At 68.9% G+C, this 22,574-nt stretch carries 20 protein-coding genes; 3 read left to right on the top strand and 17 right to left on the bottom strand.

The features are described 5' to 3' along the window. Nucleotide 1: 1 nt before the first annotated feature. From AB4850_RS30785 to AB4850_RS30815, 7 genes are all read right to left on the bottom strand, one after another. A complete protein-coding gene (locus tag AB4850_RS30785; protein ID WP_414443175.1) occupies nucleotides 2-2,038 on the bottom strand; it encodes a sensor histidine kinase in 2,037 nt (678 codons plus the stop codon). Nucleotide 2,039: 1 nt separating this feature from the next. After that, nucleotides 2,040-3,326 carry a dicarboxylate/amino acid:cation symporter gene (locus AB4850_RS30790; RefSeq protein WP_414443176.1) on the bottom strand — a complete coding sequence of 429 codons (1,287 nt, stop codon included), beginning with the start codon at nucleotides 3,324-3,326 and terminating at the stop codon, nucleotides 2,040-2,042. 387 nt (nucleotides 3,327-3,713) lie between these two features. Then, entirely contained in the window at nucleotides 3,714-4,103 is a 390-nt protein-coding gene (locus tag AB4850_RS30795) for a type II toxin-antitoxin system RelE/ParE family toxin (RefSeq protein WP_414443177.1), read from the bottom strand. Nucleotides 4,104-4,110: 7 nt separating this feature from the next. Next, nucleotides 4,111-4,419 carry a type II toxin-antitoxin system Phd/YefM family antitoxin gene (locus tag AB4850_RS30800; RefSeq protein ID WP_414443178.1) on the bottom strand — a complete coding sequence of 103 codons (309 nt, stop codon included), beginning with the start codon at nucleotides 4,417-4,419 and terminating at the stop codon, nucleotides 4,111-4,113. Between the two features lie 108 nt (nucleotides 4,420-4,527). After that, complete coding sequence (locus AB4850_RS30805) at nucleotides 4,528-5,673, bottom strand: acyl-CoA dehydrogenase family protein (protein ID WP_414443179.1); 1,146 nt, start codon at nucleotides 5,671-5,673, stop codon at nucleotides 4,528-4,530. Between the two features lie 16 nt (nucleotides 5,674-5,689). Continuing rightward, a complete protein-coding gene (locus AB4850_RS30810; protein ID WP_414443180.1) occupies nucleotides 5,690-6,892 on the bottom strand; it encodes an acyl-CoA dehydrogenase family protein in 1,203 nt (400 codons plus the stop codon). Nucleotides 6,893-6,949: 57 nt separating this feature from the next. Continuing rightward, nucleotides 6,950-9,097: a 3-hydroxyacyl-CoA dehydrogenase NAD-binding domain-containing protein gene (locus AB4850_RS30815; RefSeq protein ID WP_414443181.1), complete on the bottom strand. Its 2,148-nt coding sequence runs from the start codon at nucleotides 9,095-9,097 to the stop codon at nucleotides 6,950-6,952. Nucleotides 9,098-9,246: 149 nt separating this feature from the next. On the opposite strand from AB4850_RS30815, the gene AB4850_RS30820 reads away from it, so the two are divergent. Next, complete coding sequence (locus tag AB4850_RS30820; RefSeq protein WP_414443182.1) at nucleotides 9,247-10,152, top strand: LysR family transcriptional regulator; 906 nt, start codon at nucleotides 9,247-9,249, stop codon at nucleotides 10,150-10,152. Between the two features lie 180 nt (nucleotides 10,153-10,332). Continuing rightward, nucleotides 10,333-12,363 carry a gamma-glutamyltransferase family protein gene (locus AB4850_RS30825; protein WP_414443183.1) on the top strand — a complete coding sequence of 677 codons (2,031 nt, stop codon included), beginning with the start codon at nucleotides 10,333-10,335 and terminating at the stop codon, nucleotides 12,361-12,363. Between the two features lie 50 nt (nucleotides 12,364-12,413). Here AB4850_RS30825 and AB4850_RS30830 read toward each other — a convergent pair whose 3' ends face one another. The 6 genes from AB4850_RS30830 to AB4850_RS30855 all read right to left on the bottom strand — a co-directional run bounded on the left by AB4850_RS30830 (nucleotide 12,414) and on the right by AB4850_RS30855 (nucleotide 17,605). Continuing rightward, nucleotides 12,414-13,391 carry an ABC transporter permease gene (locus AB4850_RS30830; RefSeq protein ID WP_414443184.1) on the bottom strand — a complete coding sequence of 326 codons (978 nt, stop codon included), beginning with the start codon at nucleotides 13,389-13,391 and terminating at the stop codon, nucleotides 12,414-12,416. After that, on the bottom strand, nucleotides 13,388-14,185 hold the full coding sequence (locus AB4850_RS30835; RefSeq protein ID WP_414443185.1) for a taurine ABC transporter ATP-binding protein: 798 nt from the start codon (nucleotides 14,183-14,185) through the stop codon (nucleotides 13,388-13,390). Before AB4850_RS30835 ends, AB4850_RS30830 begins: the two co-directional genes overlap by 4 nt. 24 nt (nucleotides 14,186-14,209) lie before the next feature. Further along, entirely contained in the window at nucleotides 14,210-15,244 is a 1,035-nt protein-coding gene (gene tauA / locus AB4850_RS30840) for a taurine ABC transporter substrate-binding protein (protein ID WP_414443186.1), read from the bottom strand. Nucleotides 15,245-15,462: 218 nt separating this feature from the next. Beyond that, nucleotides 15,463-16,446: a lipoyl synthase gene (lipA, locus tag AB4850_RS30845; RefSeq protein ID WP_414443187.1), complete on the bottom strand. Its 984-nt coding sequence runs from the start codon at nucleotides 16,444-16,446 to the stop codon at nucleotides 15,463-15,465. Then, the gene (gene lipB, locus AB4850_RS30850) at nucleotides 16,439-17,194 is read right to left on the bottom strand and encodes a lipoyl(octanoyl) transferase LipB (protein ID WP_414443188.1); all 756 of its coding nucleotides are present in this window, start codon (nucleotides 17,192-17,194) and stop codon (nucleotides 16,439-16,441) included. Before lipB ends, lipA begins: the two co-directional genes overlap by 8 nt. 84 nt (nucleotides 17,195-17,278) lie before the next feature. Next, a complete protein-coding gene (locus tag AB4850_RS30855; protein WP_414443189.1) occupies nucleotides 17,279-17,605 on the bottom strand; it encodes a DUF2917 domain-containing protein in 327 nt (108 codons plus the stop codon). Nucleotides 17,606-17,706: 101 nt separating this feature from the next. On the opposite strand from AB4850_RS30855, the gene AB4850_RS30860 reads away from it, so the two are divergent. Next, nucleotides 17,707-18,735, top strand: coding sequence for a transcriptional regulator GcvA (locus AB4850_RS30860; RefSeq protein WP_414443190.1), 1,029 nt, complete (start codon nucleotides 17,707-17,709; stop codon nucleotides 18,733-18,735). 74 nt (nucleotides 18,736-18,809) lie between these two features. Here the strand turns inward: AB4850_RS30860 and AB4850_RS30865 are convergent, their stop codons facing one another. The 4 genes from AB4850_RS30865 to AB4850_RS30880 form a co-directional block, all read right to left on the bottom strand. Then, a complete protein-coding gene (locus tag AB4850_RS30865) occupies nucleotides 18,810-19,121 on the bottom strand; it encodes a YbeD family protein (protein WP_414443191.1) in 312 nt (103 codons plus the stop codon). Nucleotides 19,122-19,154: 33 nt separating this feature from the next. After that, the gene (locus tag AB4850_RS30870; protein ID WP_414443192.1) at nucleotides 19,155-20,063 is read right to left on the bottom strand and encodes a D-amino acid aminotransferase; all 909 of its coding nucleotides are present in this window, start codon (nucleotides 20,061-20,063) and stop codon (nucleotides 19,155-19,157) included. Between the two features lie 205 nt (nucleotides 20,064-20,268). Next, entirely contained in the window at nucleotides 20,269-21,576 is a 1,308-nt protein-coding gene (locus tag AB4850_RS30875; RefSeq protein ID WP_414443193.1) for a D-alanyl-D-alanine carboxypeptidase family protein, read from the bottom strand. A gap of 342 nt (nucleotides 21,577-21,918) precedes the next feature. Further along, entirely contained in the window at nucleotides 21,919-22,551 is a 633-nt protein-coding gene (locus AB4850_RS30880; protein ID WP_414443194.1) for an alpha/beta hydrolase, read from the bottom strand. Nucleotides 22,552-22,574: the final 23 nt, after the last annotated feature.

Here is a 22,574-nt window from a genome sequence, read left to right on the forward strand (position 1 = left end):
GCTAACGGCCGACGGCGAAAGCCTGCGGATGATGCGTGCGGGTGCGGCGCAGCGTCAAGACGAACACCGCGCCGCCTTCGGGCGCGTTGCGCGCGACCAGCGCGCCGCCGGCATCGCTCGCGATCGACGAGGAAATCGCCAGGCCCAGGCCCAGGCCGCGCCCCATTTCCTTGGTGGTGAAGAACGGCTCGAACAGGCGCGGCAGCAATTCGGGCGGCACGCCGGGGCCGTTGTCGGCCACCGTGATCGCGATGCTGCCCGCCGACGCCTCGATCAGCACCGCGATGCGCGGCGACGGCGCGCCGGCCACCGCGTCGAGCGCGTTGCCGAGCAGGTTGATCAGGATCTGTTCGAGGCGCAGGTCCTCGCAGATCGCGACCAGATCGGGATATTCGAGCGCGGGATCGAAGCGGCCATCCTGGCCGGGGTGCATCGCGTCGTCGATTTGCACGTCGAGCGTCACCGCCTGCAGGCGCTCGCGCAGCAGCGACGCGACGTTGCCGAGCGCCCGCGACACCAGCGCGCGTTCGTTGCGCGGCCGCGCGCGGCCGACGAACAGCTTGAGCTGATTGGTGATCTTGCCCATCCGCTCGGTCAGCGAGGCGATCGCTTCGAGGTTCTCGCGCGCCGCGCCCTGCTCGCCGCGGTCGAGCAGCACGCGCGTGTTGTCGGAGAAGCTGCGCAGCGCCGCGAGCGGCTGGTTCAGTTCGTGCGTGATGCCGGCCGCCATCTGCCCGAGCGCGGCGAGCTTGCTGGCCTGCACCAATTCGTCGTGCGCCGCGCGCAGTTCGAGCTCGGCGCGGATCCGGTCGCCCACTTCCTTCTGCAATTGCTCGTTGGCCTGCGACAGATCGACGGTGCGTTCGGCCACGCGCTGGTTCAGTTCGGCATAGGCGTTCTGCAACAGCGCGCGGCCGCGGATCATTTCGTTGACGCGCGCGCGGCGCATGCGCCAGTAGAACGCCAGCAGGCACAGCGAGATGAAGCCGAACGCCGTCACCACGGTGGCGTTGCGCGCATCGGTATCGACCGGCTCGATCGGCGCGAGCGTGACCAGTTGCCAATCGGGTTCGCCGAGCCGGCGCTGCGTGGCGAGGTAACGCGGCGCGCGCAGGCCCTTGCCGATCCGCACGATCTCCGCATCGCTGCCGAGCACCTTCTCCACGCGGATCGGCACCGGCGTGACGGGCTGCTGCGCGTACTGGCGCGTGGCGAAAATGGAATCGGCCACCGAGCCGGTCAACGGCTTGAGCGTGTGGTATTTCCAGGCCGGCACCGAGGACAGGAAGATCACGCCGTGATCGTCGGCCACCACCAGCGGCTCGGACGCATCGGCGCCCTGGAACCATTCGAGGTTGAGCTTGACGACGGCCACGCCGACGATGCGCCCGTTGCGGCGCACCGGTTGCGAGATGTAGTAGCCGGGATCGTGCGACACCGTGCCGATGCCGAAGAAGCGGCCCACGCCGCCCTTGATCGCATCGAGGAAATACGGCCGGAACCGGTATTCGGCGCCGACGAAGCTGTCCGGGTCGCGCCAGTTGCTGGCGGCCACGCAATGCCCGTCCGCACCGATGATGTAGATCGTGGTGGCGTGGGCGTGGTGATTGAGGTCGTCGAGGTAGCGGTTGGCGCGCTCGACATAGCCGGGGATGTTCGCGTTGGCCAGCACGTCCTGCACGAACGGGTGGCCGCCGAGCAGGTACGGCAGCGATTCGTAGCGGTCGAGCGTGCTCTTGAGCGCGCTCGTGGTGCGATCGACGCGCACCGCCGCGTTGCGGCGCAGGTCGTCGACGCCGCGCTGCCAGGTGATCGTCCAGGTCAGCGCGCAGGCGGCGGCCAGCAGCGCGACGAGCACGAGCAGAACGAGCAGGCGGCGCTTCACGTTCGCGATTTCCGGAAAATGGGAATCGCCTATTGTGGCATAGCCGCCCGGCCCAAATGCGGCGGGGCCGGCCCCGCCGCGCGCCGAAGCGCTACCGGAACCGGCCCCGCCGGGCAGCGGCGGCTGTTCGCGCGCCGCTGCGTCATGCTTCATCTCAAACCTTCGCGGTGGTGTCGCCGACCGACACTTCGCCGTTCAGCGCCGCACGCAGCTTGTTGCGGTCGAGTTCCTTTTCCCAGGCCGACACGACGATCGTGGCGACGCCGTTGCCGACGATGTTCGTCAGCGCGCGGCACTCGCTCATGAAGCGGTCGATACCGAGAATCAGCACCATGCCCGACAGCGGGATGGTCGGCACCACGGCCAGCGTCGCCGCCAGCGTGATGAAGCCCGCGCCCGTCACGCCGCTCGCGCCCTTCGAGGTCAGCATCGCGACCGCCAGCAGCGTGAGCTGCTGCATCCAGGTCAGTTCGATGTTGGTCGCCTGGGCGATGAACAGCACGGCCATCGTCATGTAGATGTTGGTGCCGTCGAGGTTGAACGAGTAGCCGGTCGGAACCACCAGGCCCACCACCGAACGCGAGCAGCCGGCCTTCTCGAGCTTCTCCATCAGTTGCGGCAGCGCCGCTTCCGACGAGCTCGTACCGAGCACGATCAGCATCTCTTCCTTGATGTACGCGACGAAGCGCAGCACCGAGAAGCCCGTGAAGCGGGCCACCGCGCCGAGCACCACCACCACGAACACCACGGAGGTCAGGTAGAACGTGCCGATCAGCTTGAGCAGCGGCACCAGCGAACCCACGCCGTACTTGCCGATGGTGAACGCCATCGCGCCGAACGCGCCGATCGGGGCGAGCTTGGTGACGATGTGGACGATGCCGAACAGCACGCGGCTGGTGCCTTCGATGAAGTCCGTGACCGCCTTGCCGCGTTCGCCGAGATTCGCGAGCACGCTGCCGAACAGCAGCGCGATCAGCAGGATCTGCAGGATTTCGCCCTGGCCGAACGCGTCGAACATCGTGTTCGGGATGATGTGCATCAGGAAGTCGACGGTCGACTGGCCGTGCGCCTTGGCGGCGTACGACGCCACTTCCTTGCCGTTCAGCGTGGCCGGGTCGATGTTGAAGCCCGCGCCCGGACGCAGCAGGTGCGTGGCGGCGAGGCCGAGCACGAGCGCGAACGTGGAGACGATCTCGAAGTAGAGCAGCGCCTTGCCGCCGACGCGACCGACCTTCTTCATGTCCTGCATGCCGGCGATGCCGCTCACGACGGTACAGAAGATGATCGGGCCGATGACCATCTTGATCAGCTTGATGAAGCCGTCGCCGAGCGGCTTCATGTCGATCGCGAGGGATGGGTAGTAGTGACCGAGGATCACGCCGACGACGATGGCGAAGATCACCTGCACGTAGAGCACTTTGTAGAACGGTTTCTTCTTCACGATGAGTCCAGTTTCCAGAAGGGGAAGTGAGCCTTGAGAATCGGCATCACGCGCGCGGGTGAGCGTCAGGGGAAGCCATGAGCCCGCACGGCGGCCGCGTCGCAACAAGCAACGGCCTTAGACCATCCGGGGGAAAGGAATTGGGTGGGGCACCATCGATTGTCTCCTTGCTGCTGTCGTTGTCCGGCCAAGGCTGGCCTTGTGGCAGATATACGCAAGCTCGATGCCAGGGCGCTAAACAAGATTAGGCCGTTGATTCGTTTATGTTTTTATGAATCGGCTGGCGCGCAGGAATCCGGGTTTCCGGAAATCCGGAAAGCGGGGTGTCCGGCAATCCGGACAAGTGGGGAGAATTGTGTCGGGGGGGAGCCGTGCGGCGGCTCCGGGTCAACCCGGAGGCCAGTGTTGCGGGAAGTCAAAGGACAGTTGAGCGTGGTGCCGTATCGACAGCAACAACACCTCGGAATCGATATGCACGTACAAGGCCAGATATCGCACCATCACGTATTCGCGAATCTCGACGTTTCCGATCAACGCGTTCAGCGTTCCGACAAGTTGCTCAAGACTGTTGCCGACCTCGATCGACCGAATTGGCCGATCGAGAAACACGCGCCCCATGGCGGGAAAGCGTCGCAGGTTCGGTACGACCGAATCTGTCAATTCATCGAGCAAGACATCGAACGACGCGTGCGCATCGACATCGCGCAGGAATGCTTCGATGACATCGAGATTGTCGATGAAGTGCTGGGTGAACCTGACCGAACAAGGCTGATGCATCGTGAATTCACCGATCCGCGGCCGTGCCGCCGGCGCGCCGCCGCTTCAATGCGGCCAGCGCGTCGTCTGCATCGTGAACCCTTCCTTGGACAATATCTTCGAGTCCTTTCCGGGCGTCATCGATCAGCAGGAGGTGAATGCGCTCGCGCTCAAGGTGATGGTAGTAATCGAGCCTGCGCGCATCGACAAGCGCGACATAGCTCTCGCCATTCTTGGTAATGATCTTCTCGTCGCCGCCGCGAACCTGATCCGCCAGCTCGGACAGGTTAGCCCGGGCTTGCGAGAGTGGAATGATGTCGAGTGTGGAAAAAGCCATGGCACCTCCTGAGCACCAAACTGTACAGAATTTCGTACATTTTATGCGTATTTTGGCTGCGACGTCGTGTCCTGTCTTCTGCCTTGTCGCAGCCGCACCGTCACGCCATCACTCGCCCTGCCCCGCCTCCACCCGCCTCCCCAACCCGATATACCGCGCCAGATGATGATCCTCGTCCCCCAGTTGGTGATCGATCATCACGAGCCGCTTCGCGTAATGCGCGAGCGGCAGCTCCCAGGTCATGCCGATCCCGCCGTGCAATTGGATCGCCTCCTCGGCGACGCGCGTGCCGGTGCGGCCGACCGTGAGCTTGGCGGCCGACAGCGCGCGCTCGCGCGTCACGCGCGGCGCATCGAGCGCCGCCGCCGCGTTGATCACGGCCGAGCGCGCCTGCTCGATCTCGAGCAGCAGGTCCGCCACGCGATGCTGCAACGCCTGGAAGCCGCCGATCGGCATGCCGAACTGCTGGCGCGTGCGCAGGTAATCGATGGTCTGCGCCTTGACCACGTCCATCGCGCCCACCGCCTCGGCGCCGAGCGCGAGCAGGCCGAGGCCGGTCACGTGTTCGAGCAGCGCGGCGCCGTCGCCGGACAGGCGCGCCGCGGCGTCGAGCGTGACGCCGTCGAGCCGCACCTCGGCCGCGCGGCCGCCGTCGATGCGCGCGAGGTCGCGCACGCTCACGCCGGCCGCCTCGCGCGGCACCACGAACAGCGCGAGGCCGGCCGCTTCGTCGTCGGCGCCATCGAGCCGCGCCGACACCACGAAGAACGCCGCCTGCGCGCCATGCTCGACCACCGCCTTCGCGCCGTCGAGCCGCCAGCCGTCGCCGTGCGCGGCGGCCCGCGTGCGCACGAGGTGCGGCTCGTAGTGGCCATCCGGCTCGCCGTGCGCGAACGCGGCGCTCGCGCTGCCGTCGATCAGCGCCGCGAGCCGTTCGCGCTGTGCCGCGCCGCCGCCGGCCGCGAGCGCCCGGCCGGCCATCAGCGCGCCGAGGAACGGCTCGACCACCAGCCCGCGCCCGAGGCATTCGAACACCACGGCGATGTCGAAGCCCGCACCGCCGAAGCCGCCGTCGGCCTCGGCGAACAGCGCGCCGATCACGCCGAGTTCGGCGAAGCGCCGCCACAGCTCGTCGCTGTAGCCGGCCTCGGAGCGCGCGATGCGGTCGCGCACCGGAAATGCGTATTGCTCGTCGATGAAGCGATTCAGCGAATCGGCCAGCATCCGGCGATCGTCGCTATGCGTGAAATCCATGGGGCCTCCGTGTCCGTTACAGTCCGACGATCGTCTTGGCGACGATGTTCTTCTGAATCTCGTTCGAGCCGCCGTAGATCGACAGCTTGCGGTTGTTGAAATACTGCGCGGCGGCGCTCGCCGCCTCGGGCGGACCGAGCGGTTCGACGTCGTCGGACTCGTCGGCTTCCAGCGCCGCGTCGGGGAACGGGATCGCGTACGGCCCCATCGCGCGCCGCATCAGCGACGAAATCTCCTGGCGGATCTCGGTGCCGCGAATCTTCAGCATCGAGCTTTCCGCGCCCGGCGCGCCGCCGCCCGCCACGGCCGCCAGCACGCGCAGGTTGGTGGTCTTCATGTTCTCCAGTTCGATCTCGACGCGCGCGAACCGCGCGGCGAACAGCGGATCGTCGGCGAGCGGGCGGCCGCCCTTGATGCGCGTCGCGGCCACGGCGCGCAGGCGCTCCAGCGCGGCCACCGAGAAGCCCACGCCGGCGATGTTGGTGCGCTCGTACGTGAGCAGGAATTTCGCGTAGGTCCAGCCGCGGTTTTCCTCGCCGACGAGGTTCTCGACCGGCACGCGCACATCGGTGAAGAACACCTCGTTGACCTCGTGCTCGCCGTCGAGCAGCACGATCGGCCGCACCTCCACGCCGGGCGTGTTCATGTCGATCAGCAGAAAGCTGATGCCCTCCTGCTTGCGCACGTCGGTGGCGGTGCGCACGAGGCAGAAGATCATGTTCGCGTAGTGACCGAGCGTGGTCCAGGCCTTCTGGCCGTTGACGACATAGTGATCGCCGTCGCGCACGGCGGTGGTTCGCAACGACGCCAGATCGGAGCCGGCGCCCGGCTCGGAATAGCCCTGGCACCACCAGTCGGAGCCGTCGAGAATGCGCGGCAGCCAGTGGCGCTTCTGCGCCTCGCTGCCGTACTTGATCAGCACCGGGCCGAGCATGTTGACGCCGAACGGCACGATGCGCGGCGCGCCGGCGATCGCGCATTCGTTGTCGAACAGGAACTTCTGCGCGACGCTCCAGCCGGGGCCGCCGTACTCGCGCGGCCAGTGGCTGGCCAGCCAGCCCTTTTCATGCAGGATCGCGTGCCAGCGCGCCATGTCGTCGCGCGTCAGGCGCCGCCCGCCATTGACCTTGTCCGACAGCTCGGGCGGCAGCGCGTCGGCCAGGAAGCGCCGCACCTCGGCGCGGAACGCTTCTTCTTCGGGGGAGAAATCGAGGTTCATCGGGTTGTCTCCGGTGAGGCGAAATGCGGGGGAAGGCCGGCGTTCGGCCGGCCCGGTTCAGGCTTTCGAATTCAAGCTCTCGAAGCGCGCGCCGCGTTCGGCCAGCTCGACCAGCAGCGGCGACGCCTTCCAGAACGCCGGATCTTCCTCGGCGTAGCGGCGAATGTCGGCCAGCACCGTGTCGAGGCCGAGCGTGTCGGCGTAATGGAGCGGGCCGCCGCGATGACGCGGAAAGCCGTAGCCGTGCACCAGCACCACGTCGATATCGAGCGGGCGCAACGCGATGCCCTCGTGCAGCACGTTGGCGGCCTCGTTGATCATCGCGGCCAGATAGCGGCGCACGATCTCGTCGTCGCTGAACTCACGCGGCACGATGCCCTTGGCCGCACGCGCGTCGGCCACGATCTGCTCGACCTCGGGGTCGGGCTGGCCGGTGCGCGCGCCGTCCGGGTAGCGATAGAAGCCGCGTTGCGTCTTCTGCCCGAACCAGCCGCGCTCGCACAGCCGGTCGGCGATCGCCACGTAGCGCAGCGCCGGATCGCGCGTGGCCGCGCGACGCTTGCGCGTGGCCCAGCCGATGTCGCCGCCGGCCAGATCGATGACCTGGTACGGCCCCATCGGAAAGCCGAATTCGCGGATCGCGCGGTCGATCTGGTACGGCGACGCGCCGTCTTCCATGACGAGGTCGGCCGCGCCGCGATACGCGGCCAGCAGCCGGTTGCCGATGAAGCCGTCGCACACGCCCGCGCGCACCGCCACCTTGCGCAGCCGCTTCGCGAACGCGAACGCGGTGGCCACCACGTCCGGGCGGACCTGCGCGGGCACCACGATTTCGAGCAGCTTCATGACGTTGGCCGGCGAGAAGAAATGCAGGCCGATCACGTCGCCGGCGCGCTCGCCCGCGCTGGCGGCGATCGCGTCGATGTCGAGATACGACGTGTTGGTGGCCAGCACCGCGCGCGGCTTCGTGACCTGCGCCAGTTCCTCGAACACGGCCTGCTTGACGGCCAGGTCCTCGAACACGGCCTCGATCACGAGGTCGACATCGGCCAGCGCGTCGTACACCGTGCTGCCGCTCAGGCGCGCGAGCCGTTCGTCGCGCGCGGCATCGGCGAGCCGCCCCTTCGCGACCAACGCGTCGTACACCTTCGCCACGCGCGCGCGGCCCTGCGCGAGCGCCCGTTCGTCGCGCTCGATCATGACCACGGGCAGCCCCGCGTCGAGCACGGCCACGGCGATGCCGGCACCCATCGTGCCGCCGCCGATCACGCCCGCGCGTTCGATCGGGCGCACCGCCGCGTCGCGCGCGCCCGGCACCTTGGCCACCTCGCGCTCGGCGAAGAACGCGTGGACCAGGCCCGCGCGTTGCGGGCTGTCGAGACAGGCCAGGAACAGTTGCCGCTCGCGCGCCATGCCCTCGTCGAACGGCAGCGTCAGCGCCGCTTCCACAGCCTCGACGATGCGTTGCGGTGAGAACAGCCCGTTCGCACGCTTGCCCAGCTCGGCGCGCGCCGCGTCGATCGCGGCCTGCGCGGCGGCGCGATCGGCCAGGCCGTCGGCGTCACGCGTGCGACGCACCGGCGCACGGCTCGCGAGCAGCGTCTGCGCATACGCCAGCCCTTCGGCCAGCGTGTCGTCGCTGGTCGCGAGCCGGTCGACGAGGCCCATCACGTAAGCGGCCGGCGCATCGACACGGCGCCCGCTCAACATCAAATCGAGCGCCGCCGCGGCACCGATCAGGCGCGGCGTGCGCTGCGTGCCGCCCGCGCCGGGCAACAGGCCGAGCAGCACTTCGGGCAGGCCGAGCATCGCGCCCGGCAGCGCGATCCGGTAATGCGCGGCCAGCGCCACTTCGAGCCCGCCGCCGAGCGTCGCGCCGTGCAGCGCGGCGATCACCGGCTTGGCGCTGTTCTCGATGCGGCCACACACGTCGGGCAGCGCAGGCGGCTGCGGCGGCTTGCCGAATTCGCGGATGTCCGCGCCGGCGATGAAGTTGCGGCCCGCGCCGACCAGCAGCACCGCCTCCACGGCGTCGTCGCCCGCGGCCGCCTCGATGGCGTCGAGCAGGCCGCGCCGCACTTCGGTGGACAGGGCGTTGACAGGCGGGTGATCGAGCGTGACGACGAGCACGGCGTCGCGGCGCTCGCGCGTCACGGTGCCGGTGGGGGAAGCCGAAGCGGCGGCGGAGGGATTCGAATCGGTCATCGCGTCTCCTGAGTAGTGACCTGCGGGCCGACGAGCGGCCCGACAGTCGTGTTGGGATTCTCGATTGATCGAGTCGAATTGACAATTCCCAGTTCCCTTTACAAGCTGTCAAATATCTTTTGACAATTCCCCTCACATCGGACCCCGCCATGGACATCAACGCGTTGACGCTGCTCGTCGAGATCCTCGACGCCGGCAACCTGAGCAACGCCGCGCGACGGCTCAAGATGAGCCGCGCCAACGTCAGCTACCGGCTCAACCAGCTCGAGAAATCGGTCGGCCTGCAATTGGTGCGGCGCACCACGCGGCGCATCGAGCCGACCGAAGTGGCGTTGCGGCTGGTCGAGCACGGCCGGCGCATCCAGCACGAGCTGCTGGCCGCGCAGGAAACCGTGGCCACGCTCGGGCAGGCATTGCAGGGGCGCGTGCGGCTGTCGGTGCCGAGCGGCTATGGGCAGATCGTGATGTCCGACTGGCTGATCGCGTTCAAGCGGCAATACCCGGGCATCGTGCTCGACGTGGTGTTCGAGAATCGCGTGGAGGATTTGCTGCGCGACGAGGTGGATATCGCCGTGCGCGTGATGGCCGAACCGCCGCAGAACCTCGTCGCGCGCGACATGGGCGCGGTGCGCTACGTCGCCTGCGCATCGCCCGGGTTCGCGGCCGCGCACGGCATGCCGGGCACGCTCGACGCGCTGGCCGGCGCGCCGCTGATCACCGCCACCGTGCTCGGGCGGCAGTTGCGGATCGCGGCCTACCTCGGCGCCGAGCGTCACGAGGTGCTGCTCGCGCCGACGCTGATCTCCGAGAACTTCCTGTTCCTGCGGCAAGCCGTGCTGGCCGGGCTCGGCGTGGGCATCGTGCCCGACTACGTGATCCAGGACGATCTGCGGCGCGGCGCCGTGGTGACCACGCTCGACGCGTACCGGCTCAGCATCTTCGGCACGCGCATGGCGATGCTCTACATGCCGAACCGGCACCACACGCGCGCGACCTCGACGTTCATCGATTTCATCCTCGACGCGGCGCGGCAATCGGGGCGCGCGGTGGAGTGAGGCGCGGCGGTGCGGTGGCACGGCACGATTCGAGGGATTCGACGAATGACAGGCGGGTGGGCAGGCAGCGACAATAGTCGGCCCGCGAGCGGCGCCCGATCCGCAATCGACCGGCGCGCAAGCGGGCCGCGCCGCGCGACGGCGCATCCTTCGACACCGCTGCTCTCCCCGAGGTACACGATGACCGACCGGCTTCGCCCGCGCCCGTCCCGCCTGCATCGCGCGCGCGCCGCCGCGCAACGCGCCGCCGTGCGCGTGCCGCTCGACACGTCTGCCCGGTTTGTCCTGTTTGGCCCGTGTGCCCCGCTCCACCGCCTCACCCATCGCGTTGCCCCGTTCGCCGCCGCGGCGCTGCTCGCGGCGCTTGCCGCGTGTTCGAGCACCGGTGCAGGCGGCCCGGGCGGCGCGGCGGCTTCGGCGGCTTCCGGCGCGACGTCGGCGCAGGCCGCCGGTGCGGCATCCGCGAGCACCGCCGCCGCGCCGCCGGCCTTCGGCGTGCGCACGGCCGAGGCGGCCAGCGGCTGGAACGACAAGCCGGGCTGGTCGGCGCAGCGCGAGATGATCGTCGCGGCGAACCCGTACGCGGCGCAGGCCGGCGACGAGATCCTCAAGGCCGGCGGCAGCGCCGTGGACGCCGCGATCGCCGCGGAACTGGTGCTGACGCTGGTCGAGCCGCAATCGTCGGGGATCGGCGGCGGCGCGTTCCTGCTCTATGCCGACGACAAGACCACCGACGCCTACGACGGCAGCGAAACCGCCCCCGCCGCCGCCGCCGAACACCTGTTCCTCGACCGCGACGGCAAGCTGCTGCCGCCCGCGCAGAGCGCGGCGGGCGGCCGGCCGGTGGGCGTGCCGGGCATGCTGCGGATGCTCGAACTCGCGCACCATGCGCACGGCAAGCTGCCATGGCGGCGGCTGTTCCAGCCGGCGATCCGGCTCGCCACGCAGGGCTTCTCGATCGGCCCGCGCCTGGCCGCGCAGATCGCGCGCGATCCGTGGCTGCGCAACGATCCGGCCGCGCGCGACTATTTCTACGAGAAGGACGGGCGGCCCAAGGCGGCCGGCACGCTGCTGCGCAATCCGGCGCTGGCCGCCGCGTTGCGGCAGATCGCGGCCGGCGGCGCGAACGCGTTCTACGGCGGGCCGCTCGCGCGCGACATCGCCGCAAAGGTGAGCCAGTCGGGCAACCCCGGCCTGCTGAACCCGCAGGATCTCGCGCGCTATCGCGCCGTGCCGCGCGCGCCGTTCTGCAGCGATTACCGCAAATGGACGTTGTGCGGGATGCCGCCGCCATCGTCGGGCGGCATCGCCGTTGCCCAGATGCTCGGCCTGCTCGACGGCCTGCCCGACTGGCAGCGCATCGGCGCGCAGCGGCCGGTGCCCACCGCGCTCGGCGTCGAGCCCACGCCGCAGGCCGCGCACCTGTTCAGCGAGGCCGGCCGCCTGGCCTATGCCGATCGCGCGCGCTACCTCGGCGACCCGGACCGCGTACCCGCGCCCGCCGGCGACTGGCAGCGGCTGATCGCCCCCACTTATCTGGCGCAACGCCTGCAACGGCTCGGCGACACCAGCCTCGGCCACGCCGACGCGGGCGTGCCGCCCGGCTCCTCGCTGGCCACCGCGTTCGGCGACGACGCCGACGCGCTCTCGCCGCCGCCCGCCGCGAGCGAACTGAGCGTGGTCGATCGCAACGGCGCGGTGGTGTCGATGTCGTCGAGCCTGGGCGACCCGTTCGGCGCGCGGCTGATGGTGCGCGGCTTCCTGCTCAACGACGCGCTGACGGGCTTCTCGCGACAGCCGCGCGATCACGGCCGGCCGCTCGCGAACCGCCTCGACGGCGGCAAGCGTGCGCGCGCCTCGCTCGCGCCCGAGCTGGTGTTCGAGCGCGGCACGCGCCGCGTTGCGCTGGCGCTCGGCGGCGCGGATGCGACGAGCGTCGCGAAGACGCTGATCGGCATCGGCGATTGGGGCATGACGATCCAGCAGGCCATCGCGCTGCCGAACCTCGGCTCGCGCAACGGGCCGACCGAAGTGGAAGCCGGGCGTGTGTCCGATACGCTGATCGATGGCTTGAAGCGGCGCGGCCACACGGTCGTCGCGACCGAACTGAACTCGGACCTGGCCGGTTTGCAGCGCGTGACGGTGGACGGGCAATCGCTGTGGATCGGCGGGGCCGATCCGAGACGGGAAGGCGTGGCGGCGGGGGATTGAGGGGAAACCAGGACAGGGGCGGCGGCGCAACGGCCGCCCGCCCCGTCTCCCTACCCGCGCCCCTTCCACGGCACCAGCCGCCGCTCCAGCGCGCGCATCGCGAGGTCGAACCCCCACGCGATCGCGCCGATCAGCACGATGCCCATCACCACCACGTCGGTGCGCAGGAAGCTCGACGCGTTGAGCACCATCTGCCCGAGCCCGGCCGTGGCCGCCACCATCTCGGCGGCCACCAGCGTGGTCCAGCCGAAGCCGATCGCGATCCGCAGCCCGGTCAGGATTTCCGGCAACGCGGCCGGCAACACCACGTGGCGCACCACCTGCAACGGGCTGCCGCCCAGCGAATACGCGGCGGCGATCTGCTCGTGCGTCGCACTGCGCACGCCGGCGCGCGCGGCCATCGCGATCGGCGCGAAGCAGGCCAGGAAGATCACGACGATCTTCGCGGTTTCGTCGATGCCGAACCAGATCACCACCAGCGGCAAATAGGCCAGCGGCGGCAACGGCCGATAGAACTCGAGCGGCGGATCGAGCAGGCCGCGCGCGACGCGGCTCACGCCCATCAGGATGCCGGCCGGAATGCCGAACAGCGCCGCCAGCGCGAACGCGCCGAATACCCGCAGCGCGCTCCAGCCCAGATGCTCGATCAACGGCACGCCACCCTGAAGCTGCCCGCGCCAGGCCTCGACGAACGCCTGCCAGACGGCGGCCGGCGACGGCAGGAACAGCGGCGGCACCCAGCCGAAATACGTGGCGGCCCACCAGAGCAGCGCCAGCCCGGCCACCGATGCCGCACTGAGCGCGGCCGTCGGCCCTTCGCCGGGGCGTCGTGCGCCGCGATGCGCGGTGCGGCGGCGCGGTGTCGTGGGGGCAACGCGCGGAGCCGGCCGCGTTGCCGCGTCGGCCGCACGCCCCTGCCCGGCGGCCGTGCGCGGCTGCGCCTGCCACGTCACCGTGCGCGAGCGCGTCCGATCGTCCGGATGTGGCGGCGCGCCGGCCTCCAGCGCGATGTCGTCGTGCGCGCTCATGCGGCCTCCTTCGCGCTCGTGCGCCCGTGCAGCAAACCGATCAGACGCTCGCGCCACGCGATGAAGTCGGGCGACGACTTCACGCCGCGCGCATCGCGCGTCTGCACGAAGCGCCGCGCGAACGGCAAGTCATGCGTTTCGGCGATGCGGCCCGGCCCGGGCGTCATCACCACCACGCGCGTGCCGAGAAACAGCGCCTCCTCCACGTCGTGCGTGATGAAGAACACCGTCTTGCCGGTGCGCGCCCACAGGTCGAGCACCAGCTCCTGCATCGACTCGCGCGTCATCGCGTCGAGCGCGCCCATCGGCTCGTCCATCAGCAGCACGCGCGGGTCGCCGGCCAGCGCGCGGGCGATGCCCACGCGCTGCTGCATGCCGCCCGACAGCGCGTACACGCGCGAGCGCGCATGCCGCTCCAGCCCGACCAGCGCCAGAATCTGCCGCGCGCGCGCCTCGCGTTCGGCGCGCGCCACGCCCTGAAAGCGCAGCCCGAGCGCGACGTTGCCGAGCACGTCGAGCCACGGCAGCAGCGCGTATTTCTGGAACACCACGCCGCGCTCGACGCCCGGCCCGAGCACCGGCTCGTCGTCGAGCCGCACCTCGCCGGTGGTCGGCGCAACGAAGCCCGCGATGCAGTTCAGCAACGTGGTCTTGCCGCACCCCGATGCGCCCACCGCCACCACGAACTCGCCGCTGTCGATCGACAGATCGACGTCGACCAGCGCCTGCGTGTCGCCGTGCCCGCGCTCCCCCGGATAGGCGACCGACAGCCGCCGGATATCGAGCCTGCTCATCGCGCGTTCCTCCGTAGCTCGCGCTCAGTGCGCGGCGGCCTTCACGAATTGCGGATCGACACCGACCGAGTAATCGGGCAGCACCGCCTGGATGGTCCCCTGCGACTTCAGGAACGCCGCCGTGGCCGCCAGCGATTTCGCCGCGCCCGATTGCGCGCCGCCGCCGAGCCAGGTCGTCGAGGCCTGTTCGGCCGCCGACGGGAATGCGTACAGCGCGAGGCTGGCCGGCACGTCGTCGGCATTCGCGCCCGACTCCTTCGCCACCGCGGCGGCCTGCGCCGAGCCCTTGCCCCAGGCGTTCGGATGCGCGCGGTAATCGGCGTCGGCCGCGGCCAGCACCTTCACGAAGCGCGCGACGAATTCGGGGTTGTCGTGCGCGAAGCGGCGCGTGGCGACGAAGCCGTCGAACGTCGCCTTGCCGGTGGCCTTCGCCACCTGGCCCGACGTGATCAGCACCTTGCCGTTCTGCTTCACTTTCGCCAGCACCGGATCCCAGATATAGGTCGCGTCGATGTCGCCGCGCGCCCACGCCGCCGCCACTTCGGGCGGACGCAGGTTCAGGATCTTGACCGAGTTCGGATCGACGCCGGCCTGCTGCAGCGCGACCAGCGCGTGGAAGTGGGAAGTCGAGACGAACGGCACGCCGATCTTGTGGCCCTTCAGGTCGGCCACGCTGTTGACGCCCGAGCCGTTGCGCGCGACCAGCGCTTCGGCATCGTTGATGTTGTCGAGGATCCAGAACAGCGAAAGATCCACGCCCTGCGACAAACCCGCCGCGATCGGCGCCGAGCCGGCTTCACCAAGCTGCACCGAGCCCGAGGCGAGCGCGCGGATCACGTCGGCGCCGCTGCCGAGCTTGCGGAACGTGACCTTGTAACCGGTGGCCTTCTCCACCTCGCCCGTCGCCTGCGCATAGCGCCACGGCACCACCATGTCCTGATACGCGATCACCACTTCCTTGTCGGCGGCCCGCGCCGGGGCGGCGGCGAGCGTCAGCGCGGCAACGGCGCCGGCAAGCGCGAGGGTCAGGACGGTGCGGACGGAACGGAAACGCGGCATGGCTTACCTCTCGGGTCGGATGCGGTGGTTCGAAAACGCCCGACTATAGAGACTTCATGCCCACGCGGTTCTATCGATTCCTGCGATGCAATTGACGCTGCTGACGCTATGCATTTCGCGCTGAAGCGGATGCCGCCGGCAATGACGCGACAGCCGCGCCCAAAAACGAAAAACCCGCCTCGCGGCGGGTTCTCGTCAAATCGGCCAAGCGGCGGGTGTCAGACCACGCCCGCGCCGTGCGCCTGCAGATCGGCGTGGTAGCTCGAACGCACCATCGCGCCCACCGCCGCATGCGTGAAGCCCATCTTGTAGGCCTCTTCCTCGTACATCTTGAAGACGTCCGGGTGCACGTATTCGCGCACCGGCAGGTGATGCTCCGACGGTTGCAGATACTGGCCGATCGTCAGCATGTCGACGTTGTGATCGCGCAGGTCGCGCATCACCTGCAGGATTTCCTCGGGCGTTTCGCCCAGGCCGACCATCAGGCCCGACTTGGTGGCGACGTCCGGATGCAGCGCCTTGAAATCCTTGAGCAGCTTCAGCGAATGCGCGTAGTCCGAACCGGGGCGCGCTTCCTTGTAGAGGCGCGGCACCGTTTCGAGGTTGTGGTTCATCACATCGGGCGGCGCGGCGTTCAGGATGCCGATCGCGCGGTCGAGACGGCCGCGGAAATCGGGCGTCAGGATTTCGATGCGGGTGTCCGGCGACTGCTCGCGCACCTGGCGGATGCACTCGACGAAATGGCCGGCACCGCCGTCGCGCAGATCGTCGCGATCGACGCTCGTGATCACCACGTACTTGAGCTTGAGCGCACCGATGGTGCGCGCCAGGTTGCCCGGCTCGTTCTCGTCGAGCGGATCGGGGCGGCCGTGGCCGACGTCGCAGAACGGGCAGCGGCGCGTGCACTTGTCGCCCATGATCATGAACGTCGCGGTGCCCTTGCCGAAGCATTCGCCGATGTTCGGGCAACTCGCTTCCTCGCACACCGTATGCAGGTTGTGCTCGCGCAGGATCGTCTTGATCTCGTTGAAGCGCGAACTGCCGGTGGCCGCCTTGACGCGAATCCAGTCGGGCTTCTTGAGCTTCTCGATCGGGATGATCTTGATCGGGATGCGAGCCGTTTTCGCCTGCGCCTTCTGCTTGGCGGTCGGATCGTAGGCGGCCGATTCGGCCGATGCCGGAGTTGCGATTACGTCAGTCATTCGTGTGTTCCAGTGCCTGCGGCAATACGGCGGCGGGGGCGCCGTCAAGGTTGGCGGTCAGACGGCGCACGAGGGTATCGGCCACGTTCCGCCAGTCGGCGACCACGCCGACGGCCGCCATGTCGACCGTCTCGAGTCCCGCGTAGCCGCACGGATTGATCGCGAGAAACGGAGCGAGATCCATCCGGACATTGAGACTGAGCCCGTGATAACTGCATCCGTTGCGAATTTTCAGACCGAGCGCGGCGATCTTTGCGCCCGCATGCGGCCCCGATTCCACGTAGATACCGGGCGCGCCCGCCTTGCGGACCGACGCGAGATTATACGCCGCGAGGGTCTCGATCACGGCCTGCTCGATCCGCTCGACCATCGGGCGGACCATCAGCTTGCGGCGGCGCAGGTCCACCAGCAGGTAGGCGACGATCTGGCCGGGGCCGTGATAGGTGATCTGCCCGCCGCGATCGACCTTGACCAGCGGCACGCCGCTGTCGGCCACCAGCAGGTGCGCCGGGTCGCCAGCCTGGCCGAGCGTGTAGACGGGCGGGTGTTCGACGAGCCAGATTTCGTCGGCGGTATCGGCGCCGCGCGCATCGGTGAACGCGCGCATCGCATCGAAGGTGGGCGCGTACGGCGCGCTGCCGAGCCAGCGCACCACGAGCGACGGCAGTGCCGTGCCGTTTTCGGACGGCGCGGCACTGCCGGAATCGATGGAATGGGGGGACAAGTGGGTGACCGGCGGCGCTGACATGGGCGCTGAGTTTACCGAAAACCGCCCCGCGCCGCCGGGCCTCGTACGCGGCCCGATCCGGCCCCGGTAACGCTTACACCGCGCTCACACCACGCGCCAGCCGTCGTGCAGCCGCGTCGAGACCCAGTTCGCCAGGCGCTTCAGCGCCGAGCGCGCCGCCTGGCACGGCGAGGGCACCACGCTGAACGCAACCTGCGCCGACGCCGGCCCTTCCACGCCGAGCCAGAGCCGCTCGCCGCGGCGCAGGCGCAGCGTCGCGCCGGGGGCCAGGAAGTAGTCGTCCACGTCCTCGCTGCGGGTAGCCCACACCGTGGCGCCCTGCACGGTCAGGCGCGTGCTGTGCGCCACCACCATCGGCACCGTTTCGCCAGCCTGGATCTCGAACACGACGTTTGTCGAAATTTCTCTCATGATGCGCTCCGGAAATCACATTGGAATGACTACAATCCTAGGCACATCAAGGGTTTACGCAAAACGATACGTTTTCACGTTCTTGTGAGAAAAATTAGCAAGTGGACCTACGCAAACTGCCTCCGCTCAATGCCCTGCGCGCCTTCGAGGCCGCCGCGCGCCATCAGAGCTTCTCGCGCGCGGCCGACGAGCTGTTCGTCACGCACGGCGCGATCAGCCACCAGGTGCGCTCGCTCGAGGAAGAACTCGGCGTGCCGCTGTTCACCCGCAACGGCAAGCGGCTCGCGCTGACCGACACCGGCGAGCGCTACGCGCTGCAGGTGCGTGCCGCGCTGACCATCCTGCACGACGCCACGCTCGACGTGCGCGCAACCGACCGGCGCAATCGGCTCGTGGTGTCCTCGCTGCAGTCGTTCGCCGCGCGCTGGATCACGCCGCGCATCGGCTCGTTCATCGATCGCCATCCCGATATCGATCTCGAACTGCAATCCACCAACTCGCTGACCGATTTCACGCGCGACGACGTGGACCTCGCGATCCGCTTCGGCAAAGGCATCTACCCGGGGCTGCACGTCGAGAAGCTGTTCGACGAGCTGTTCTTCCCGGCCTGCGCGCCCACGCTGAACGGCGGCGTGCTGCCGAAGGCGCCGGCCGATCTGGTGCACTACCCGCTGCTGCGCTCCGACGACGAACTCTGGCGCCCATGGTTCGACGCGGCCGGGCTCGACCGGCTGACCGAGCCGAAGCGCGGCGTGCTGTTTCACGATTCGTCGCAGCTGGTGCAGGCGGCCATCGACGGCCAGGGCATCGCGCTGGTGCGCCGCTCGATCGCCGCCAGCGAGCTGGCCGCGGGCCGCATCGTGCGGCTGTTCGACATCACCGGGCCGAGCCCGTGGCACTGCTATTTCGTGTGTCAGCCGAACCGGCTGAACCTGCCGCGCGTGCAGGCATTCCGCAACTGGATCCTCGAACATCTGGCCACGTTCGAGGCGGATTGGGCGCGCCTCGATGCGCAGCACGCGGCGCGGCACGAGCAGCACGATGGGCATGCGCAGCCGGAGGCGGTGCAGCGGGGAAAAACGGGGGAGGACGAAACGAACGATGCGGCGGGGGGAACAGCGGGGGGGTGAAACTGGCGAGCGAACCGAACCGGCGCGCGGCGCGGCGGCCGACGCCGCCACCCCGACACGCCGGAAAGCAGCGCTTAAAGCACGACCTTGACCATCGGATGGCCGGTCAGCGAGCGGTAGATGTCGTCGAGCTGCTGCTGGCTGGTGGCGCGCACGGTGATCGTCAGGCCCGTGTAGTTGCCGCCGCTCGACGAACGCTCCTCGATCTTCTCCAGATCGATTTCATTGTCGTGCACGGCCACGACCTTGAAGATCGTGTCGCGAAATTCGGGATGGGCCTTGCCCATGATCTTGATCGGGAAATCGCAGGGGAATTCCAGCAACGTGTCCTTCCTGGTATCGATCGCGCCAGTCAGTTCGACTGTCTTGGTCGGGTCGGTCGTCATAAGCTTCTCCAGAAAGAATCGATAAAAACGCGCTCAGGCGGCGGCCAGCTCGCGCGACTTGGCGCGCTGATAGGCCTCGTACAGCGCAATGTACACGGGGCCCGGGCGCCCGTCCTGCACCGGCAGATTGTCGAGCGACGTGACGGGCAGGATTTCCTTGGTGGCGGAGGTCAGCAGGATCTCGTCGGCCGCGCGCAGTTCGGCTTCGTTGATCTCGCGCGCGACGAACGGAATCCCGCATTCCTCGGCCAATTCCTCGACGAGCGCGTAGCGCACGCCCTCGAGAATCTTGTTGCTGCGCGGCGGCGCGAGCAGCTCGCCGTTCTTGACCACCCACACGTTCGACGACGACGCTTCGGTCAGGTTGCCGTCACGCAACTGGATCGTCTCGAACGCCTCGCGCTGCGCGGCATGCTGGGCCATCAGCACGCTGCCGAGCAGCGAGGTGACCTTGATGTCGGCGTGCAGCCAGCGGCGATCCTCGGCCGTCACGCAGCGCACACCGGTGGTGCGGATCTCGTTGCCGGGCAGTTCCATCGGGCTGACCATCATGAACACGGTCGGCACGATGCCGGCCGGGAACGCGTGGCCGCGCTTCGCCACGCCGCGCGTGATCTGCAGATAGACCTTCGCATGCGCATCGCCGAGGCTGTCGGCATTGGCCGCCAGCAGCTCGTCGATCAGCGCGCGCCAGCCGGCGTCGTCGCGCGGGTTCGGGATGTCGAGCTTCTTGAGGCTGCGGTCGAGCCGCGCCAGGTGCTGCGGCAGCCGAAACGGCCGGCGCGAGCCCTCGTTCAGATAGAGCGGCGCCACCTCGTACACGCCGTCGCCGAAGATGAAACCGCGATCGAGCACCGGCACGCGCGCCTCGGACAGCGCCACGCGCTGCTCCTCGGCATTGACGCTCAGATAGACGACGGGGTCGAAATCAGCTTGGCTCATGGCGATCAACGAAAGTGGATGAGGCGTTCGACACGATGGCGCGCCGCCGGGGTGCGATGTAGCGGCCAAATACAGCGGCCGAATGCAAAGGCTGGCCGCGAAACCGGAATGCAGGGCTTCGCGGCCAGCCCGAGCCGACAGCTTACCGCCGACGGCGACATGACGGCGCGGCGATGGCTCTCGGCCACCGCCGCCCCGCTCGTGCTTACTTCTTGGCGAACATCAGCAGGATCGAATCCCAGATGCGGCCGAACAGGCCCGCTTCCGGCACCGCCTGCAGCGCGACGACCGGGAACTGCGCGACCGTCTTGCCGTCGGCCACGAACTGCACCGTGCCGACCTGCTGGCCTTCGGCCAGCGGCGCGATCAGCGGCGTGTTCAGCGTGACCTGCGGCTTGATCGTGTCGCCCACGCCCTTCGGCAGCGTGACGAACTGATCCTTCTGCACGCCGACCTGCACCGCGTTGTCCTTGCCCTTGTACACGCGCGGCGTGGCCACCGCCTGGCCGCCCTTGTACAGACGCACGGCGTCGAACGCGCTGTAGCCGTAGTTCAGCATCTTCATGCTGTCGGCCACGCGGTCGCTTTCCTTGGTTTCGCCCATCATCACCGACACCAGACGGCGCGTGCCGCCATCGGCGCCCGGCAGCGCGCGCTTGGCCGAGGCGATCAGGCAGTAGCCGGCCGCTTGCGTGTGGCCCGTCTTCAGGCCGTCGACGGTCGGGTCGGTCCACAGCAGGCGGTTGCGGTTCGCCTGGGTGATGTTGTTGTAGCGGAATTCCTTGACCGAGAAGATGTTGTAGTAATCCGGGAAATCGCGGATCAGGCGCGCCGACAGCTTGGCCAGGTCGCCGGCCGTCGTGTAGTGCTGCGGATCGGGCATGCCGTTCACGTCGGCGAAGTGCGTGCCGGTCATGCCGAGCTTCTGCGCCTCGGTGTTCATCAGGTTGACGAACTGCGACTCGCTGCCGCCGACCAGCTCGGCCAGCGCGATGGCGGCGTCGTTGCCCGACTGGATGATCATGCCGTACACGAGGTCGTGCACCGACACGGGCTTCTCGGCTTCGATGAACATGCGCGATTCGTCGGTGCCGACGCGGCGCACGGCGTCGCTCGGCGTGACGATTTGCTCCATCGAGATCTTCTTGGTCGACAGCGCCTCGAACACCAGGTACGCCGTCATCAGCTTGGTCAGCGAGGCCGGCTCGACGCGTTCGTCCGCGTTGCCGGAAGCGAGCACCTGGTTGCTGCTGGCGTCGACCAGCACCCACGAGCGCGCGTTGACGCCCGGCGGGGGCACCGCGCCCGGCATGAAGGTAGCCGGCGCGCCGGTGGGCGCCGCAGCGGCGGCGGCGGCTGCCGCGGCCGCCTTCTTGGCAGGCTTGGCCTGCGCGACGGCAACCGTCGTCACGAGCGCGGCGGGCACCACGACGCCGAGCGCGATATTGCGCGCGGCAGCAGCGAAGGCGGTGGAGGAAGCGAGAGACTTGAGGCCTACGGAGGACAAACGCATGATCGATTCAGGCTGATGGCAGAAAGTGCTGCGCACGGGGCGCAAGATCGGGGAACCGGGACGGCGAGCGGTCCGGCCGGCACCTGGGCGGAGCCTGACACGGCGCGCGGAGTTGGACAGGCTGCGGCAGCGGCGGTTCGCGGCGCGTGGGTGACGCGGCGTCGCGGGACGCTGCCGCGCGCACCGCCGAGGGTGCCGCGCGACGCGGGCAAACCCGGCCATTATACGGGCGCGCGGCGGGCCGAAGCCGCCGTAAGCCGTTTCTGTCGTATGCGACAAACAGATGAAAGGCGCCGCGCCGTCGGCCCGATGCAAGCCGGCAAGCCCTCGCGCCGGGGCACGTCAACGCCAGGCGTCGACGATCACGCGCTTGAGGATATGCAGCTTGCGATGGAAGAAATGCTCGGCGCCGGGGATCACCACCACCGGCAGCTCCTGCGGCCGCGCCCAGTCGTAGACGGACGCGATCGGCACCGTGTCGTCGGTCTCGCCGTGGATCACGATGGTGTCCTCGGGCACTTCGGCCACCGCCCAGCGGCTCGCCGCCGTGCCGACGAACACCATGCGCTCGACCGCGTCGCCGCGCTCGCGCAACTGCCTGGCCACGTGCGACAGCACGAACGTGCCGAACGAGAAGCCGGCCAGCACCAGCGGCAGCGTCTCCTGCCCCGGCCGCGCGCGCATGTGGGCCAGCACCGCGAGCAGGTCGTCGGTTTCGCCCTGGCCGTTGTCGTGGGTGCCCTCGGTCTCGCCCACGCCGCGGAAGTTCGAGCGCGTGACGATGTAGCCGAGCTGCGTGAAGATGCGCGCCAGGGTTTGCGCGACCTTGTTGTCCATCGTGCCGCCGAACAGCGGATGCGGATGCGCGACCAGCGCGATGCCGCGCACGGGCACCTCGTCGGGCGGCAAATCGACGGCGATCTCGATGCGGCCCACCGGGCCGTCGATCAGGGATTTCTGCGTTTGGGCGTTCATGCGGCGTCCGGATACGGGTGAAA

This window comes from Burkholderia sp. 22PA0106 (assembly GCF_047497155.1).
Classification (GTDB): domain Bacteria; phylum Pseudomonadota; class Gammaproteobacteria; order Burkholderiales; family Burkholderiaceae; genus Burkholderia.